Below are 16848 nucleotides of genomic sequence, written 5' to 3' on the forward strand. Positions count from 1 at the left end.
GTAACATGGAAAAAACATTCTTGATGGTTAAACCAGATGGTGTTCAACGTAACCTAATCGGAGATATCGTTAGTCGATTTGAAGCAAAAGGTTTTAAATTAGCTGGAGCAAAGCTGATGGCCATTTCAACCGAATTAGCTGAAAAACACTATGCAGAACATAAAGAACGCCCTTTTTTTGGAGAACTGGTGGAATTTATTACGTCTGGACCTGTATTTGCCATGGCTTGGGAAGGTGAAAATGTAATCGCAACCGCAAGAGATATGATGGGCAAAACTAATCCAACAGAAGCATTACCTGGAACGATTCGCGGAGACTATGGAATGACTGTTGGAAAGAATATTATTCACGGCTCTGATTCTGCTGAAAGTGCTGAACGAGAACTTGCTTTATTTTTCAAAGCTGAAGAGCTAATTGGTTATACGAAACAAGATGCTACTTGGATTTACTAACATGAAAGCTTTTGAAATTGCCGTGAGTGTATAATCCTCACGGCAGCTTCATGTTTGCACAGATGTTATATTGAAAGAGGGGGAAGCATTGGACAAAGATTATACCCAGTTTATTGCTAAAGTTAAGACGAAACTAGGCATTGATTTACATTTGTACAAAGAAACACAAATGAAACGGAGGCTAACATCACTACGAAATAAACGGGGCTATAAAGACTTTGCGAGCTATTATCGCGCATTGGGCCAAGATAGAAGGTTGCTAAACGAATTTGTTGATCGTTTAACGATTAATGTATCCGAGTTTTACCGTAATCCGATACGATGGGAAGTCTTACAAACATCCGTTCTTCCAAAGCTAGTAGAGCAGGCACCGTTTACAATTTGGAGTGCGGCATGCTCGACAGGTGAAGAACCATATAGTGTTGCAATGATGCTGGCAGAACATTTTCCAAACGCCTCCTATCGAATCATCGCTACAGATATCGATGAAGCTGCGTTAGACAAGGCAAAGCAAGGGATTTATCAGAAGCAAGCGCTAAAGGATTTACCAGACAAATTGATTAACAAGTATTTTACTGATCAACAAGGACTTTATTATTTATCCCCTAGTATTAAACAGCGAGTCACATTTCGTAAACATAATTTGCTTGCCGATATATATCCGAACAACATGGACTTAATTATATGCCGGAATGTCTTAATTTATTTTACAGATGAAGCAAAAGAAGAAATTTACCAACGTTTTAGCCAAGCTTTGAATAAAAATGGTGTATTATTTGTCGGCAGCACGGAACAAATATTTCATCCGGAAAAATATCAATTACGTTTATTAGATACTTTCTTTTACCAGAAAGTTTAAAGGTCTTATCTTTAAGTTGTATTTATCAAATAGTAATTATTTAGCTTGTAGAAACTCTTTGGTTATCTACAAGTTTTTTAATTGTATAGGAAGGTATACAATGATGTGCTTTTATATAACGAAATAATCGAATAGCCACGTCCGGGCATGAGCCCAGCAACGATGCAACTTTAGAAATGCTTTCTCGCAAAGACCTCATCGGTTCGCCTGTAAGAGGAAGGCCGACTAAAAACGGACTTGCCGCCTAGACGTCGGCATATCCCTGTCGTAGTGACATGATTCTTTATCCCGTAAAAAGGCGTTGTAGACTTCCACGGTCTAAGAATGGAAGATGCGAGCGGAAGAAGTCGAAGCAGGAGAGAACAGCACCAAAACCCCCGATTCGTTCAAGGGCCTTTAGGTCATACCCTTGGGCTACTAACCATCAGCGGGGATGCGGAATGCCCCGGTTACTATATCCTTCGTGGATTCGTTCCATTCGCTACGTTGCTAAACGGGGTTCCCGCTCGTTTGTTCTGTACTACCAATCAGAAAGTACGTTCCTTATTCGTGCTATAAAGGAAGATGATAGCGCTTTACTTGAGTTTTTTGACTAATTCTTTATTTTTTTCAATAATTGTTGCCAAAAACATGTTAAGGTATGGTATAGTAATTAGAAAAATTCATAAAAGGAGAATGTAACGTGCGCTATCTAACAGCGGGGGAGTCACATGGAAAACAATTAACAACCATAATCGAAGGAGTTCCTTCTCAAATGCCATTAGTAAAAGAAGACATTAACCAGTCCCTGTCGCGTAGACAAAAAGGACACGGTCGTGGGAAACGAATGCAAATTGAAAAAGACCTCGTTGATATTACAGGCGGGGTAAGACATGGGATTACGTTAGGCTCGCCCATCTCATTGGTCATACATAATGATGACTTCAAGCATTGGGAAGATATTATGGGAGCAGACCCGATTGATACAGACCAAAAGATTCGTAGAGTAGTAACACGACCAAGGCCAGGTCATGCTGATTTAAACGGTGCACTTAAATATGGGCATCGTGATATTCGTAACATTTTGGAGCGATCTTCAGCTCGCGAAACAGCAGCACGCGTAGCCGCTGGAGCTGTGGCAAAAACGATGCTCAAGCACTTAGGGATTGATGTCGTTGGTTATGTGAAAGAAATTGCAGGTATTATTGCAGAGGATCAAGCAGCGTTTTCCGTTCAGGAGCGTCAGCAATTAGCGGATGACTCACCAGTTCGCGTCTTAGATAAACAAGTTGAGGGGCCGATGATGCAAGCGATTGATGATGCCAAACAAGTAGGAGATTCCATTGGCGGTGTTTGTGAAGTTTATGTCGAGGGGATGCCAGCTGGTGTTGGCTCTTACGTCCATTACGATCGCAAATTGGATAGCAGAATAGCCGGAAGTGTCATAAGCATTAATGCATTTAAAGGGGTAGAATTCGGGATAGGGTTTGAGGCAGCTAAACGAAACGGAAGTCAAGTGCATGATGAAATTGCTTGGAGCGAAGAGTTAGGTTATTATCGGACAACTAATCGCCTTGGTGGTTTTGAAGGTGGCATGACAACAGGAATGCCAATCGTCGTGAAAGGGGTCATGAAACCCATTCCAACATTAATGAAACGTCCACTTACGAGCGTTGATATCGACACAAAAGAACCGTTTAAAGCTACAGTGGAAAGATCTGATGCCTGTGCAGTACCAGCTGCTTCTGTTGTGATGGAACATGTGGTGGCATTTGAATTAGCAAAGGCATTAACAGAACAATTCACTAATGATCAATTTCCAAAGTTAAAAGAAGCTATCGAAGCATATCGAGAAGAAATCAGGTGTTTTTAATATGGAAACAGCAGAAATAAACGTTCAAGCAAGCACACATGCGTACTCCATTGTTATCGGAGAAGGGATTCGCAAGCAAACGAAGCAATATTTAACAAAAGATTACTCTTTAGTTTGGATTATCACAGATGAAAATATCGCCCCACTGTATTTATCCGATGTTCTTGAAGCATGTTCCCCTTTACAGGTACATCATACGGTTATCCCTGCTGGTGAACAAACAAAGAGTATAGATTTTTATTATCAACTACTAACAGAGGCAATTGAACATAATCTTGATCGTAATTCTTTGTTAATTGCTTTAGGTGGAGGGGTTATTGGTGATTTAGCGGGATTTGTAGCAGCCACCTATATGCGAGGAATTGATTATATCCAAATGCCAACAACAATATTAGCTCATGATAGCAGTGTTGGTGGTAAGGTTGCTATTAATCACCAGCTTGGTAAGAATTTAATCGGGAGCTTCTATGCTCCAAAAGCAGTCATATATGATGTCGAAACGCTATTTACATTAAATAAAAAAGAAATTCGCTCTGGGTATGCAGAATTAGTGAAAGAAGCATTAATCTCAGATGAATTAACTTTTAACTCATTTCTTCAAACAGAACTGCGAACTTTATCAAAAACAACTGTTAAAGAGCATATTCTTAAAGGCATCCAAATCAAAGCTCACATAGTAGAAACAGATGAAAAAGAAGCAAATATGCGAAAGTATTTAAATCTAGGACATACACTAGGGCATGCTTTAGAAGCTCAGTTAGGGTATGGAACGCTTACACACGGAGAAGCAGTTGCTATTGGTTTATTATTTGCCTTTCATGTAAGTAAATCAGTTTATAATAACCATTTACCATTTTCTGAATTGAAGCAATGGCTGAAAAGCAATAACTATCCGCTTCAACTTCATTCTGTGGAACCACAAGCAATACTTGCTAAAATGAAAAATGATAAAAAAAATGAGCAACAAAATATTCAGATGGTGTTACTAGAACAAATAGGGAAACCAGCAATAGAGTCTATTACCGATGAAGATATGCTGTATTATTTATCAATTTTTGAAAGAAAGTTGGTGAACGAGTGACAAGGGGAATACGAGGTGCAACGACAGTAGCGGAGAATCGAGCAGACTTGATTGTTGAGAATACTAGACGGTTAGTCGAAGAGATGGTGACTAAAAATAATGTATCACCAGAAGATGTTTCACATGTTTTTATATCTGTAACTAAGGATATTACGGCAGCTTTTCCTGCAAAAGGTTTACGAGAGCTTCCTGGATGGACATATGTTCCAGTTATGTGCATGACAGAAATAGATGTGCCTAAAAGTTTAAAACGGTGCATCCGTGTGATGATGATTGTAAACACAGACAAAAAGCAAACAAGTATGAACCATATCTTCCAAAATGAAGCCATTCATTTACGTCCCGATTTAGCGCGTGAGGAGGATAACACACGATGAGAGCAAAGGCCGCGTTAAAACAAATTGCCCCATACCAACAGGGGAAGCAAATTCAAGACATCAAAGCTCAATACCAAATTGAGCGAATTGTTAAGTTGTCATCTAATGAAAACCCATATGGATATTCGAAGGAAATCAAACAGTTTCTCGCTTCCTTTAAACCTGCTTTTGATATTTATCCAGATGGATATACGGCTCAGCTTAGGAAAGACCTGGCTCATAAATTAAATGTGAGCGAGTCAGAAATCATTTTTGGAAGTGGTTCTGAAGAAATCATTCAAATGATTTGTCGCACGTATTTATTTACAGGAGTAAATACAGTCGTGGCTACACCGACTTTTCCACAATATAAACATAACGCGACGATTGAAGGGGCAACAGTAAAGGAAATTCCTACTGTGGATGGTTTCCATGATTTAGCTGGCATGTTGGATGCGATGGATGCGGATACCAATGTCGTTTGGCTTTGTTCACCTAATAATCCAACTGGTACTTCGATAGCAAAACAGGACTTTATTTCATTTATGGATAACTGCCCAGAACATATTTTAGTTGTCTTGGATGAGGCGTATTATGAGTATTTAGATGAAGAGAAAGACCTGCATGTGATGGAGTGCATGCAAGAATACAGCAATCTAATTGTTTTACGAACTTTTTCAAAAGCGTATGGACTTGCTGGATTACGTATTGGCTATGGGGTCGCAAATGAAACGATTATCAATCAATTGAATGTTGTACGAGGTCCCTTTAATACCACATCGATTGCCCAGCAAGTTGCACAAATCGCACTGACAGACCAAGCATTTATTGAAGAGACGAAACGGAAAAATTTACTCGTTAAACAGGACTTTCAAGGATTCCTAGATAAGCTTGGTTGGCACTACTTTCCTTCGGAGACGAATTTTATGCTTGTAACAACGCCAACTAGCGGTACAGAAATGTTTGATTTTCTAATTCAGTACGGTTTTATCGTCCGTCCGGGTGAATTGTTAGGAATACCAAATACCATTCGTTTTACACTTGGTTTAAAGGATGATATGCAACGAATGCAAGAGTTATTCGCACTCTACCATAAACAAAACAGCTAAGGGGTTGTATAAGTGAAGCGTACAGTAACTATAGCAGGACTCGGTTTAATTGGCGCATCGATAGCAAAAGCATTAAAGCCGATAGCTGAAAATTATATTATCGGCTATGATATTCATTCAGAAACACTTCAATACGCCAAGAACCATGGAATCATTCATGAAGCGAAAGCAGATTATACTGCAGCAGTACTACAGGCTGACTATCTTATCTTAGCTGCTCCTATTTCAGAGTCAATTCGATTGCTTGCAGCTTTGGACGAAATGAAGCTATCTAAAAAATTGATAGTAACAGATGTTTCTTCTGTTAAGCAATCCATGATTACTACTGCCAACCAACTGCAAAATAAAGCAGTGTCTTTTGTCGGGGGACACCCGATGGCAGGGTCTCATAAAAAAGGGGCACAAGCTGCCAAAGCACATTTATTTGAGAATGCGATTTATGTACTAACGCCAACCGAGCGAAGTACAGAGCATGATGTTCAAGCTTTAAAGGCATTGTTGCTCCCAACACATAGTAAGTTTCTCATATTAGAAGCAGATGAACATGATGAAATGACTGGGGTTATTTCACATTTTCCGCATTTAATAGCCTCTTCATTAGTTCACCAGGCAAAACATTGGGAAAAGACACATGCTTACTTACCTAATTTGGCTGCGGGAGGGTTTCGTGATATTACGAGAATCGCATCCAGTAATCCAACCCTTTGGCAGGACATCTTCTACCATAATCGTAAGAAAATGGCACTACTTTTAGAGGAATGGATCACGGAAATGCAACACGTAAAGCTCTTAGTAGAAGAAAACAATAAACAAGACATGATTGCTTATTTAGAAACAGCCAAACAATATCGTGATGGACTTGGCACAAAGGAAAAAGGCGCCATTCCATCTTACTATGATTTATATGTCGATATTCAAGATCAGACCGGTGCGTTGGCTCATGTAACGCAATTATTGGCAGATCACGATATAAGCATTAACAATATTCAAATATTGGAAATAAGAGAAGGGATTATGGGAGCACTGCGGCTAAGTTTTGCTTCAGAAAAGTTGCAAAAAACAAGTGAACAGACACTTAATGAAGCAGGTTATGAAACAATGGTCGAAAAATAACGCTTGATAAAGGATGATAGGAAGTTGAAAGAACGAATATTACAACCGATTAACTGCCCTTTACAGGGAACCATAGAAGTGCCTGGTGATAAATCTATTTCGCACCGATCCATTATGTTCGGCTCTATAGCCCATGGAACAACAACTGTTGGTCATTTTTTAGATAGTGAAGACTGTATGCGGACAATAAATATCTTTCGGGCAATGGGGGTGACTATTGAACAGCAAGGATCAAGTCTAACAATTCACGGAAAGGGCCCCCAATCATTAACAGAACCCATTGAGCCTCTCTATTTTGGGAATTCTGGGACAACTGCAAGATTAATGCTTGGTATATTAGCTGGGTTGCCAATATTTACAACTTTGTATGGTGATATTTCTTTAACGAAACGTCCGATGAATCGTGTTGTCGATCCACTGCGTTTAATGGAAGCAAGTATTGCTGGGAGGTCACAAGGAAATTTTCTTCCTTTAGCAGTAGATGGGAGACGACTAAAATCCATTCACTACCATTTGCCTGTTAAAAGCGCCCAAGTGAAATCTGCCGTTCTATTAGCCGGTTTGTTTGCAGAAGGAACGACAACCGTTACGGAAATATCTCCAACAAGAAACCATACGGAATCGATGCTACAAGCATTTGGTGTGGAATTGAATAAAAATGGCTCTGATATTTCAATTCATGGAAAGCAAGCTTTAACAGCTACGGACATCTACGTACCTGGTGATATTTCTTCTGCTGCATTCTTTCTTGTAGCAGCTGCTATCGTTCCAGCTAGCCAACTTAAACTATTACATGTTGGATTAAATGAAACACGCACTGGAATAATTGATGTTTTATTAGCGATGGGGGCTGATTTACGTATAGAGGAAGAACAAGTAAAAGGTGGCGAACGAATTGGAAATATTGTCATCCGTTATCAGGAATTAACGGCCACAACCATTGAAGGAGAAATGATTCCAAGACTCATTGATGAGATTCCGATCATTGCGTTATTGGCTACACAAGCAGAAGGGACGACAGTGATTAAGGATGCAGCAGAACTTCGTGTGAAAGAAACAGATCGTATTCGTGCTGTAACAGAAACACTTACTAAGTTAGGGGCTAGTGTGGAAGAGACAGAAGACGGGTTAATTATCCATGGAAAGACCCAATTACACGGAAATCAAGTTCTATCTTATCATGATCATAGAATGGCTATGATGGCATCCATTGCTTCACTTGTTGCAACGAGTGAAATCGTAATTGACGACATATCTCCAATTGCAACATCATATCCTCGCTTTTACGACGATTTAAAACAAATTGTGCCATAGTTAAAAAAAGAGACGTGCAAATCAATTTATAGCTGTAGATTTGAACGTCTCTTTATTATCTCTGATAAACAAATTACCTTAAACGGATGTAGTGTGGGAATGAATAGCGGATTAAGCACTTCATGCGTATATTTTGAACATCTGCTTGTTTTCCGTTATGATAAAGACCATGATGAACGTGAAGAAAGGGAGTTCAATGTGGAAACAATCATGGAAGCTGTTCGTTTAATGGAAGCCCAGAAAACAGAAGAAGCAATCGCCTTCCTAGAGAACTATCTACCGACTGCAGATGAAGAAGAACGCTATACAATCGCAGAGCTATATTTGCAATGGGGCTACCTGCATGAAGCGAAAGCAATTTTTGAAGAACTAATCCAACAATTTCCTGCTGAAGGGGAATTAAAAGTTATGCTTGCTGACATTTATACAGAATTGGAAGATGATGAAGCTGCTATTGAGCTTCTTAATGATATGGATGAAGAAGATCCGGCTTATTTGCAGACATTAATTCAATTAGCTGATCTTTATCAAGCACAGGGGCTATTTGAAGTATCGGAACAAAAATTATTAATGGCTAAGCGCTATGACCCTAATGAAGCCATTATTGACTTTGCTTTAGGAGAGTTGTATTTTTCAACCGGAGATTATCTTAAAGCTGCCACCTATTATGAAAATATTTTGCCTAAAATGAAGGAAGTAGTAAATGTTTCCATTACTGACCGCCTAGCTGAGGCATATGCTGAAGCAGGGGAGTTTGAGTTAGCATTAACATATTATCAGGATGAAGATAGCGAAAACCCTGACTCCTTGTTTAAATATGGTTTTACGGCTTATCAAGCGGGTAGGTCAGACATTGCTAGAAAAGCATGGGAACGGGTTGTAGAGCTAGATACGTATTATCATACCGTTTATTACCAGCTTGCTTCACTTTATGAAGAGGAAGGGTTGCATGATAAAGCATATGACATATGTGAAAAAGGGCTGCAAACAGACGCATTTAATAAAGACCTTTATTTACTTGCTGGTAAGCTTGCGCATCAACTAGGGAAGGAAAAAGCAAGTGAGAGCCACGTTCGAGAAGCTGTGGCAATGGACCCTGACTATAAAGAAGCTGTACTATTTTTAATTGAACTATTAAAAAATAAGGATGATTTTAAAGGAATTGTTGACCTGCTTATCGAAATAAGAAATACAGGTGCTGAAGATCCTTTGTATGAGTGGGAACTGGCCAAAGCTTATAATGAATTGGAAGCATATAATAATGCATTAAACCATTATAATGCTGCATATAATAACCTCAAAGATGATAGTGATTTTCTGAAAGAATATGGCTATTTTTTAACAGAGGAAGGGAGGATCCAAGAGGCGATACCCATTTTTACTGCATATCTCACACAACAGCCGACAGATGATGAAATAAGTGAGTTTTTGTTCCGTTTAAAGCAATCAGATGTTGAGGAATAAATAAGAAACTATGGTATGATCGAACAACTTCTTATCTGTTGCTAATGGGACTCGCATTTTAACCGATCCAGATTATCTATGAGGAGAGGTTGTAAAGGAGAGTGAAAAATGGTGCATACTCCAGTATCTGTTGAAGATAAAAAAAGCTTTATCCAATGGTTTTTAAATCATTACCAGTTGAAAAAACGAGAAAGTGTATGGATTTTAAATTATTTAATGAATCATGAAGAATTGCTTAGTCAGCTTCATTTTGTTAGAGAAGCTAAATTTTGCCCACGGGGCATCATTATGACAAGTCAATGTTCAAGTGAAACAGCTTTTCGTTTTTATAAAAATCAACTCGTAACAACAGATGCAGAGAAGTCGTTTCATGATATTCGATTGAATAAAACAGAAGCCCTTTATCTTCAACTTAATTTCAAAAAATCATACCAAAACGCATTATACATTGCTGTATTAGAAGAAAACCCGTTTATTCCAGATGAATATTTTATAACAGCTCAGGATAAAGAAATAGCACATCAATTGCTTGAGCAATCACGTTATGAATTCCAAAAGCAGGCTCTAAATAAGCAAATCGATCAAGCTTTAGATAATATGGATGAAGAAGCTTTTCTAAAACTAGCGAAAGATCTTCAATTGTTGGAAGAGGCATTTTCGAATCAACCAAAATTGCTGAAGCAATAGGTTGATTTTTTTTGCGAGGATAGATAAGATTTAGATAAATCCATTAAAAATAGGCAAAGTGAAAAGAGAAAGGCTGGGCAGAGCAGATGAGATGGAAAAAATCAGATATGACACAATATATAGAAGCAAAAGAATACATCGATACGGTTATAATTCCCTTGATTCCTTTTCAGATGCAAAATGATAGCAGCTTAGAAGTAAATGCTTTTCAAAAGGAATGGACAACAGCTCTTGTTAATGAATTGGAGAAAGAGCTAACGGGTCGGATGATGTTACTACCACCTTATTGTTATGTAAAAACCACAGATAAGAAAGCTGAGCTTTTGCGGGTTAGTGCTTGGGTCGAAGAAGCACAACATCAGCCGTTTAGGCATGTGTTTTTTCTTACACTAGATGCCGCGTGGAAAAAACATGAGCAGGCTCTTCCTGGAACACTGTTATGGCTCCCTGGAATGAAGTCAGGTGACCTTCATTCTGCTGATATGCACAGGTTCATTCGTGATCAAGTAGAGCAGATGACTGAATTAATTCGATCCTATTGGTAATAATGTGCAAAAAGTTTATCTTGAACAAAGGTACCATCGCCCGGTTAGCAACGTAGCGACTGGAGCGAATCCACTAAAGTTTTAGCAATCATGATGAGGCACGAGCCAATGATGACTTATCGCAGGGCGATTCGTGAAGCCGCCTAGTTGCTGGGCTCATGAGTCTGAGGTGGCTTATTCGGTTATTTCGTTATGCCAAAGTAATAAATTTTTTACTTTCTTATCTTCAAAAAAGGAATAATGATTGACCGGACAAATAGTTTACGCTATCATGGTTATGTCCTAGTAATCTGAAATAATTGTATTGTCCGTGATTATTGTAAAAGAGGGGGGGAAAATCATGAGCGATAAAAAGCAGCAAGTATCCCGTAGACAGTTCTTGAACTATACGCTTACTGGGGTTGGTGGTTTTATGGCAGCAGGAATGCTGGCACCAATGTTGCGAATGGCAGTTGATCCAGTGTTAAAGGAATCGGGGCAGGGAGACATGGCAAATGTCGGTTTATCCGTTGATGATATCACTAATGAGCCTCAAAAGATTGATTGGAAGATTGATCAGGTTGATGGCTGGTATGAGTCACAAGTAAATCGATCTGCTTGGGTCTTCAAGGATGAGAACGGTGATATACAAGCCTTTTCTCCAATTTGTAAACACTTGGGCTGTGTCGTATCCTGGGGAGGAAGTGATGAATATCCTGATCAATTTTTTTGCCCATGTCATGATGGACGATACTACAAGGATGGAACAAACGTACCAGGAACTCCACCTTTGCAGCCATTGGATGTTTATGAATCAGAAGTAAGAGATGGTATTTTATTTTTAGGTGATGCAGTACCGAGAAAGGGGGCGTAATAGTTTATGCTACAGAAAATTTATGATTGGATTGATGAGCGTGCAGATATTACGCCAATCTGGCGGGATATTGCAGATCATGAAGTACCAGAGCATGTGAATCCAGCGCATCATTTTTCTGCCTTTGTTTATTGCTTTGGTGGATTAACATTTTTTGTGGTGGTAATTCAAATTCTATCTGGTATGTTCTTAACCATGTATTATGTACCAGACATCGAAAATGCTTGGAAATCCGTTTATTACTTGCAAACTGAAGTGGCACATGGACAAATTGTTCGTGGTATGCACCATTGGGGCGCTAGTGTTGTTATTGTCATGCTATTATTACATACACTACGAGTGTTTTTCCAAGGAGCTTATAAAAAACCACGTGAACTAAATTGGATTGTTGGTGTATTGATTTTCTTTATTATGCTCGGTCTTGGGTTTACCGGTTATTTATTACCGTGGGACAACAAAGCATTTTTTGCTACACAGGTTGGATTGGAAATCGCACAGCAAGTTCCGTTTATTGGTGAAGAGTTGAAAACGCTGTTAGCTGGAGATCCAAACATCGTTGGTGCTCAAACGCTTACACGCTTCTTCGCTATTCATGTGTTCTTTTTACCAGGAGCACTCTTTGCATTATTGGCAATACACTTTATTCTAATTCGTAGACAAGGTATTTCTGGACCATTATAAAAAGGAGGGGAAAGCATGCATAAGGGAAAAGGGATGAAATTTGTTGGTGACTCACGTATTGCTACCGAGAGAAAACCAAATGTACCTAAGGATTATTCCGAATATCCTGGAAGAACAGAAGCTTTCTGGCCCAACTTTTTATTAAAAGAATGGTTAGTTGGTGCGGTGTTTTTAGTTGGATTTTTATGTTTAACATTAGCTCATCCTTCACCGTTAGAAGGAATGGCTGATCCAACGAACGCATCTTATATTCCATTACCAGACTGGTACTTCTTGTTCTTGTACGAACTGTTAAAATATGAATTTGCAAGTCAAAACTATATTCTTATGGGTATCCTAGTATTGCCTGGAATAGCCTTTGGCGCATTATTATTGGCCCCATTTTTAGACAATGGACCGGGGAGGAGACCACATCAACGCCCGATCTCTGTTGGGATGATGCTTCTAGCCTTAGCTTCTGTTATCTGGTTAACGTATGAATCTGCAGCAAATGTAGATTGGGAATCTAGAGCAGAAGCTAATAAACCGATTCCTCCTGGTGAAGAGGCAGAGATCGATACAGAGCACGCGGGATACGCCGTTTATGAAAACAGCTGCTTATCATGTCATGGTGATAATTTGCAAGGTGGTGGGGCTGGACCTTCATTAATCGGTATTGATAAATCTGCCGAAGAAATTGCAACGATTGCAAAAGAAGGAATTGGGTCCATGCCACCTGATCAGTTTACTGGTACAGATGAAGAACTTGAACAATTAGTTGATTTTATCGTATCTGTAAACGAGCAATCGGAAGAATAAACGAAGAAGAGAAGCACTTTTGCCACACGATGCTGGTAAAGGTGCTTCTTTAACTGATAGAGCTTTGTAGTTGTTGGAAAAACATGGAATGAACCAGAGACTTTGGTTTTGAAAGTTTTAGAATACGTATAACTGGAACGAATGAGATGAAAAAGTAAATGTGTACGCATGGCTAACATCTGAAGCTCCGTTATTTTACATTGTAGCTCATAGTAATTTATAGTAAAACTAACTCCTCTCCTACTATGAGGGACAACCTAAGAAGACCCAAACAAAGAGTCAATAGCGGTTCTGTTCAGAACCCATTAGGTCATGCCTTTAAGGTTTTTTGGTGATGGAGTGAAAATTTAATTGACCTCTAATGTTCTGCAATTTGTACTATTGTGTTAAAGCTGTGTTAGAAAAGGGGTAACATTTTGATTAAATACATATTGTTAGATAAACGTTTCCTATTTTTATTATTCTTAATCAACTTAGCCGGAACCATTTATGGTTATATGTGGTATGAATCACAATTATCACATACCGATCCGATTTTTTTTGTTTTTGTTCCGGATAGTCCTACTGCCAGTTTGTTTTTTACCATTTTCTTATTATTTTTTATCTTTGGTAAACACATTCCATACATAGAAGCTTTGGCTATTGTTACATTATTTAAATATGGTGTTTGGGCAGTAGTAATGAATTTGCTCACTTTGTCTATAGAGGGATCGTTAAGCTGGCAAGGTTATATGTTAATGACTTCACACGGGGCTATGGCAATTCAGGGGTTGCTCTATGCTCCTTACTATCATTTACGTATGAGGCATATCGTTTTTGCAGCTGTCTGGATTTTCCATAATGATGTAATTGACTATGTATTTGAACAAATGCCTGTATATTCATCATTAGCTTCTTATTTGAACGAAATCGGCTACTTTACATTTTGGCTTAGTATCCTTTCTGTTGCGATAGCTTATTATCTTACAATTGGAATACAAAAACGAAAATGAGGATAAGGATTTCTCTTTTGTTATATCATGAGTGACCTCTTCATACATTAGTATAAGAAGAAAAAATGGGGTGGTCTCTATGAATAAAAACAGACTTTCGTTCGTGCTAACTTTTGGGGTAATCATAGGGATAATTATATATGCTATCGCGCCTAAAACGATCCAAGCAAATGTTCATCAGGCAGCACAACCAGTAATAGAACAAAAGGGTCAATTGTTTCCATTCATTTGGATTGTACTTCTTGTAGGTGGTTGTATTGGCATTACATTAACTTATGTAAGTTGGAGAAAATATAGAGGAGAAAAGAAAAACAAACAAGATAAAACAGTTGACTAATGCGCCATTTTTGACTAAAATTGACCTTAATAACAAGGAGGAATGAACATGTTTGGTGGATTGGGAAGTTACTTAATTTACGTAGCTTTATTGCTTATTATCCCCATTTGGGCTAGCACAAATGTAAAAAACACGTATAAAAAATATATGAAAAAACCAACCTCTTCGTATATGACGGGCGCGGAAGTAGCGCGTAGAATTCTTGATGAAAACGGATTATACGATGTTGCGATACAGGAAACTAAAGGGATGCTTTCCGATCATTATGATCCAAGGAAAAAAGTAGTACGTCTGTCCAGTGATAATTACCATGGACGTTCGATGGCCGCTTCTGCTGTTGCGGCGCACGAAGTTGGACATGCTATTCAGGATGCGGAAGAGTACGCATTTCTACGCTTTCGAAGCGCGCTCGTTCCGGCTGCGAACTTTGGTTCCAATTTTGGAGTGATCTTGCTATTTATTGGTATAATTTTTGGCATGACACAATTATATTTACTTGGAATTGTTCTGTTTGCAGCAGCTGTATTGTTCCAGCTGGTTACATTACCTGTAGAATTTGACGCTTCCAACCGAGCGATGACACAGTTGGTGTCCTCGGGAATTATTCGAAATAATGAAGAACGAGACACGAAAAAAGTTTTAAATGCAGCCGCTATGACGTATGTGGCAGCAGCGCTTGTGGCATTAGCAGAACTAGTTCGATTTATTTGGATGTTTGCTGCAAGTAATGAATAGTTTAAATGAGCTAATTGTAAAAGGGTGGCGTATCGCCATCCTTTTTTGAAAGATAAGAAAGTAAAAAATTTATTACTTTGGCATAACGAAATAACCGAATAAGCCACGTCCGGCGCAAGCGCCCACCAACTAGGCGACTTCACGAATCGCCCTACGATAAGTCGTCACCGGTTCGTCACAAAGAGGAAGGACGACTAAAAACGGGCTTGCCCGGCGTCGGCATGATCCCTGTTTTAGTGGTATGATTCCTTTATCTTTAGTGGATTCGTTTCATTCGCTACGTTGCTAAACGGGCGGCCCGCGTCTTTGTTCAATGTTTATCTTGAATATAAGGTGCCATACAAGTCCCGCTAAAAGAAAGTGGAGGATATTAAAAAGACGAACTGAAAGATAAGGACCCCATTCGATCAAGGTTCTTTAGGTCATACCTTTGCAGTACCAACCATCTGTGGGAATACAAAAATACCACTGATTGAAGGTTCTTTTTACATAGCCTAAACACCATTGGATTATCGAGGATACATTTTCGTCAACTTCGAATGGGATTTTTATTCTCATCCAGTGTAAAGCCTTCACCAGCTACGTCATGAACCGTACTAACAGCTACGAATGCGTGCGGGTCGATGGAATGAATAATATTTTTTAAGCGGACAATTTCATTTCTTGCGACTACGCAATATAATACATCTCGCTTGTTTCCAGAATAGCTTCCCCTTCCTTCCAACACCGTAACACCACGATCCATATCTTGTAAGATAGTTGTCGCAATTTTATCACTTTGGTTAGAAATGATAGTTGTTCCTTTTGCAGAATAAGCACCTTCTTGGATAAAATCAATCACTCTAGCTCCAATATAAACAGTAACTAAGGTATACATTCCCTGTTTTAAATCTAAAATGGCAAACACAGATGTTATAATAACAATAAAATCAAACAGAAACATGGTCTTTCCCATACTCCAGCCTATGTATTTATGAGCAAGTCTGGCAATAATATCGACGCCGCCAGTAGTTCCTCCATACCGAAAGATAATCCCTAATCCCACACCGATAAAAATACCAGCAAATAAAGCTACTAACGTCATATCTGATTCTAGGTGGATTGCAAAAGGTTTGATTTGAAAAACACTTAAAAATAAAGACACGGCTGCAGTACCAATAATGCTATAGATAAACGTCGTTCTGCCTAGAAATCTCCACCCAATTAAAAACATAGGGATATTCAGTAATATGTTTGTTACAGCAGGATCAAAGCGCCATAAAAAATATAATAGCAAAGTTATCCCGGTAAATCCACCTTCGCCCAAATTATGTTGCATATTGAAATGAACGATTCCAAAAGAAAATATTGCCGCGCCTAATAGTATAAATAATATATTTTTAATGTGTAAATGAAACAAAAATTTTCCTCCTTTCATATACAATGGTTTACAGCAATAGTCTAATCACCTTAGCAATTAGCTTCTTTTAGTATATATAAATTATTCACAAAGTAAAATAGTTGTAATTAAGCTCTTAATAATCGAATTTTATTTTATCCATTGACACTAGCGTTGCATAAAAAGTAATGCTTCAAGTCAAGCGCTAATTATCCATTTGAGGCATAGATGACATAATTTTC

At 38.6% G+C, this 16848-nt stretch carries 18 protein-coding genes; 17 read left to right on the forward strand and 1 reads right to left on the reverse strand.

What is annotated here, in order from left to right; translation table 11 throughout:
• Positions 1-5 precede the first annotated feature (5 nt).
• The 17 genes from ndk (at position 6) to D1839_RS13555 (ending at position 15228) form a co-directional block, all read left to right on the forward strand.
• Positions 6-452 carry a nucleoside-diphosphate kinase gene (ndk, locus tag D1839_RS13475; protein WP_120380489.1) on the forward strand — a complete coding sequence of 149 codons (447 nt, stop codon included), beginning with the start codon at positions 6-8 and terminating at the stop codon, positions 450-452.
• Between the two features lie 88 nt (positions 453-540).
• Positions 541-1311 carry a CheR family methyltransferase gene (locus tag D1839_RS13480; RefSeq protein WP_120380490.1) on the forward strand — a complete coding sequence of 257 codons (771 nt, stop codon included), beginning with the start codon at positions 541-543 and terminating at the stop codon, positions 1309-1311.
• Between the two features lie 682 nt (positions 1312-1993).
• Positions 1994-3163 carry a chorismate synthase gene (aroC, locus tag D1839_RS13485; protein WP_120380491.1) on the forward strand — a complete coding sequence of 390 codons (1170 nt, stop codon included), beginning with the start codon at positions 1994-1996 and terminating at the stop codon, positions 3161-3163.
• 1 nt (position 3164) lies between these two features.
• Entirely contained in the window at positions 3165-4244 is a 1080-nt protein-coding gene (gene aroB / locus D1839_RS13490; RefSeq protein ID WP_120380492.1) for a 3-dehydroquinate synthase, read from the forward strand.
• A complete protein-coding gene (aroH, locus tag D1839_RS13495; RefSeq protein ID WP_120380493.1) occupies positions 4241-4621 on the forward strand; it encodes a chorismate mutase in 381 nt (126 codons plus the stop codon). The genes aroB and aroH overlap by 4 nt, the downstream gene beginning before the upstream one ends.
• Positions 4618-5709 (forward strand): histidinol-phosphate transaminase, encoded by a 1092-nt coding sequence (gene hisC / locus D1839_RS13500; protein WP_120380494.1) that lies wholly within the window; start codon positions 4618-4620, stop codon positions 5707-5709. The genes aroH and hisC overlap by 4 nt, the downstream gene beginning before the upstream one ends.
• 12 nt (positions 5710-5721) lie before the next feature.
• Entirely contained in the window at positions 5722-6822 is a 1101-nt protein-coding gene (locus D1839_RS13505) for a prephenate dehydrogenase (protein ID WP_120380495.1), read from the forward strand.
• 24 nt (positions 6823-6846) lie between these two features.
• Positions 6847-8136, forward strand: coding sequence for a 3-phosphoshikimate 1-carboxyvinyltransferase (aroA, locus tag D1839_RS13510; protein WP_120380496.1), 1290 nt, complete (start codon positions 6847-6849; stop codon positions 8134-8136).
• A 99-nt stretch (positions 8137-8235) separates the two neighbouring features.
• On the forward strand, positions 8236-9600 hold the full coding sequence (locus tag D1839_RS13515; protein ID WP_199690164.1) for a tetratricopeptide repeat protein: 1365 nt from the start codon (positions 8236-8238) through the stop codon (positions 9598-9600).
• A gap of 108 nt (positions 9601-9708) precedes the next feature.
• Entirely contained in the window at positions 9709-10287 is a 579-nt protein-coding gene (locus D1839_RS13520) for a ReoY family proteolytic degradation factor (protein ID WP_199690166.1), read from the forward strand.
• An 86-nt stretch (positions 10288-10373) separates the two neighbouring features.
• Positions 10374-10832: a DUF2487 family protein gene (locus D1839_RS13525; protein ID WP_120380497.1), complete on the forward strand. Its 459-nt coding sequence runs from the start codon at positions 10374-10376 to the stop codon at positions 10830-10832.
• A gap of 340 nt (positions 10833-11172) precedes the next feature.
• Positions 11173-11685, forward strand: coding sequence for a QcrA and Rieske domain-containing protein (locus tag D1839_RS13530; RefSeq protein WP_050352935.1), 513 nt, complete (start codon positions 11173-11175; stop codon positions 11683-11685).
• Between the two features lie 6 nt (positions 11686-11691).
• Positions 11692-12366 carry a menaquinol-cytochrome c reductase cytochrome b subunit gene (qcrB, locus tag D1839_RS13535; protein WP_050352934.1) on the forward strand — a complete coding sequence of 225 codons (675 nt, stop codon included), beginning with the start codon at positions 11692-11694 and terminating at the stop codon, positions 12364-12366.
• Between the two features lie 15 nt (positions 12367-12381).
• Positions 12382-13164, forward strand: a complete 783-nt coding sequence (locus D1839_RS13540; protein WP_120380498.1) for a menaquinol-cytochrome c reductase cytochrome b/c subunit — start codon at positions 12382-12384, stop codon at positions 13162-13164.
• A gap of 416 nt (positions 13165-13580) precedes the next feature.
• Positions 13581-14156 carry a DUF1405 domain-containing protein gene (locus D1839_RS13545; protein ID WP_120380499.1) on the forward strand — a complete coding sequence of 192 codons (576 nt, stop codon included), beginning with the start codon at positions 13581-13583 and terminating at the stop codon, positions 14154-14156.
• Positions 14157-14235: 79 nt separating this feature from the next.
• Positions 14236-14493 (forward strand): sporulation protein YpjB, encoded by a 258-nt coding sequence (locus D1839_RS13550; RefSeq protein ID WP_120380500.1) that lies wholly within the window; start codon positions 14236-14238, stop codon positions 14491-14493.
• A gap of 48 nt (positions 14494-14541) precedes the next feature.
• On the forward strand, positions 14542-15228 hold the full coding sequence (locus tag D1839_RS13555) for a zinc metallopeptidase (protein ID WP_120380501.1): 687 nt from the start codon (positions 14542-14544) through the stop codon (positions 15226-15228).
• A 529-nt stretch (positions 15229-15757) separates the two neighbouring features.
• Here the strand turns inward: D1839_RS13555 and D1839_RS13560 are convergent.
• Positions 15758-16627: a YitT family protein gene (locus D1839_RS13560; protein ID WP_120380502.1), complete on the reverse strand. Its 870-nt coding sequence runs from the start codon at positions 16625-16627 to the stop codon at positions 15758-15760.
• Positions 16628-16848 lie beyond the last annotated feature (221 nt).

It is taken from the genome of Roseburia sp. 1XD42-34 (assembly GCF_009917385.1).
In the GTDB taxonomy this organism is placed as follows: Bacteria; Bacillota; Bacilli; order Bacillales; family Amphibacillaceae; genus Virgibacillus.

Excerpts from the sequence above, each read along its gene's own strand:
- ndk (WP_120380489.1), top strand. The coding sequence starts at position 6 with ATGGAAAAAACATTCTTGATGGTTAAACCAGATGGTGTTCAACGTAAC.
- aroB (WP_120380492.1), top strand. The coding sequence starts at position 3,165 with ATGGAAACAGCAGAAATAAACGTTCAAGCAAGCACACATGCGTACTCC.
- hisC (WP_120380494.1), top strand. The coding sequence starts at position 4,618 with ATGAGAGCAAAGGCCGCGTTAAAACAAATTGCCCCATACCAACAGGGG.
- D1839_RS13515 (WP_199690164.1), top strand. The coding sequence starts at position 8,236 with ATGAATAGCGGATTAAGCACTTCATGCGTATATTTTGAACATCTGCTT.
- D1839_RS13520 (WP_199690166.1), top strand. The coding sequence starts at position 9,709 with ATGGTGCATACTCCAGTATCTGTTGAAGATAAAAAAAGCTTTATCCAA.
- D1839_RS13525 (WP_120380497.1), top strand. The coding sequence starts at position 10,374 with ATGAGATGGAAAAAATCAGATATGACACAATATATAGAAGCAAAAGAA.
- D1839_RS13530 (WP_050352935.1), top strand. The coding sequence starts at position 11,173 with ATGAGCGATAAAAAGCAGCAAGTATCCCGTAGACAGTTCTTGAACTAT.
- qcrB (WP_050352934.1), top strand. The coding sequence starts at position 11,692 with ATGCTACAGAAAATTTATGATTGGATTGATGAGCGTGCAGATATTACG.
- D1839_RS13540 (WP_120380498.1), top strand. The coding sequence starts at position 12,382 with ATGCATAAGGGAAAAGGGATGAAATTTGTTGGTGACTCACGTATTGCT.
- D1839_RS13550 (WP_120380500.1), top strand. The coding sequence starts at position 14,236 with ATGAATAAAAACAGACTTTCGTTCGTGCTAACTTTTGGGGTAATCATA.
- D1839_RS13555 (WP_120380501.1), top strand. The coding sequence starts at position 14,542 with ATGTTTGGTGGATTGGGAAGTTACTTAATTTACGTAGCTTTATTGCTT.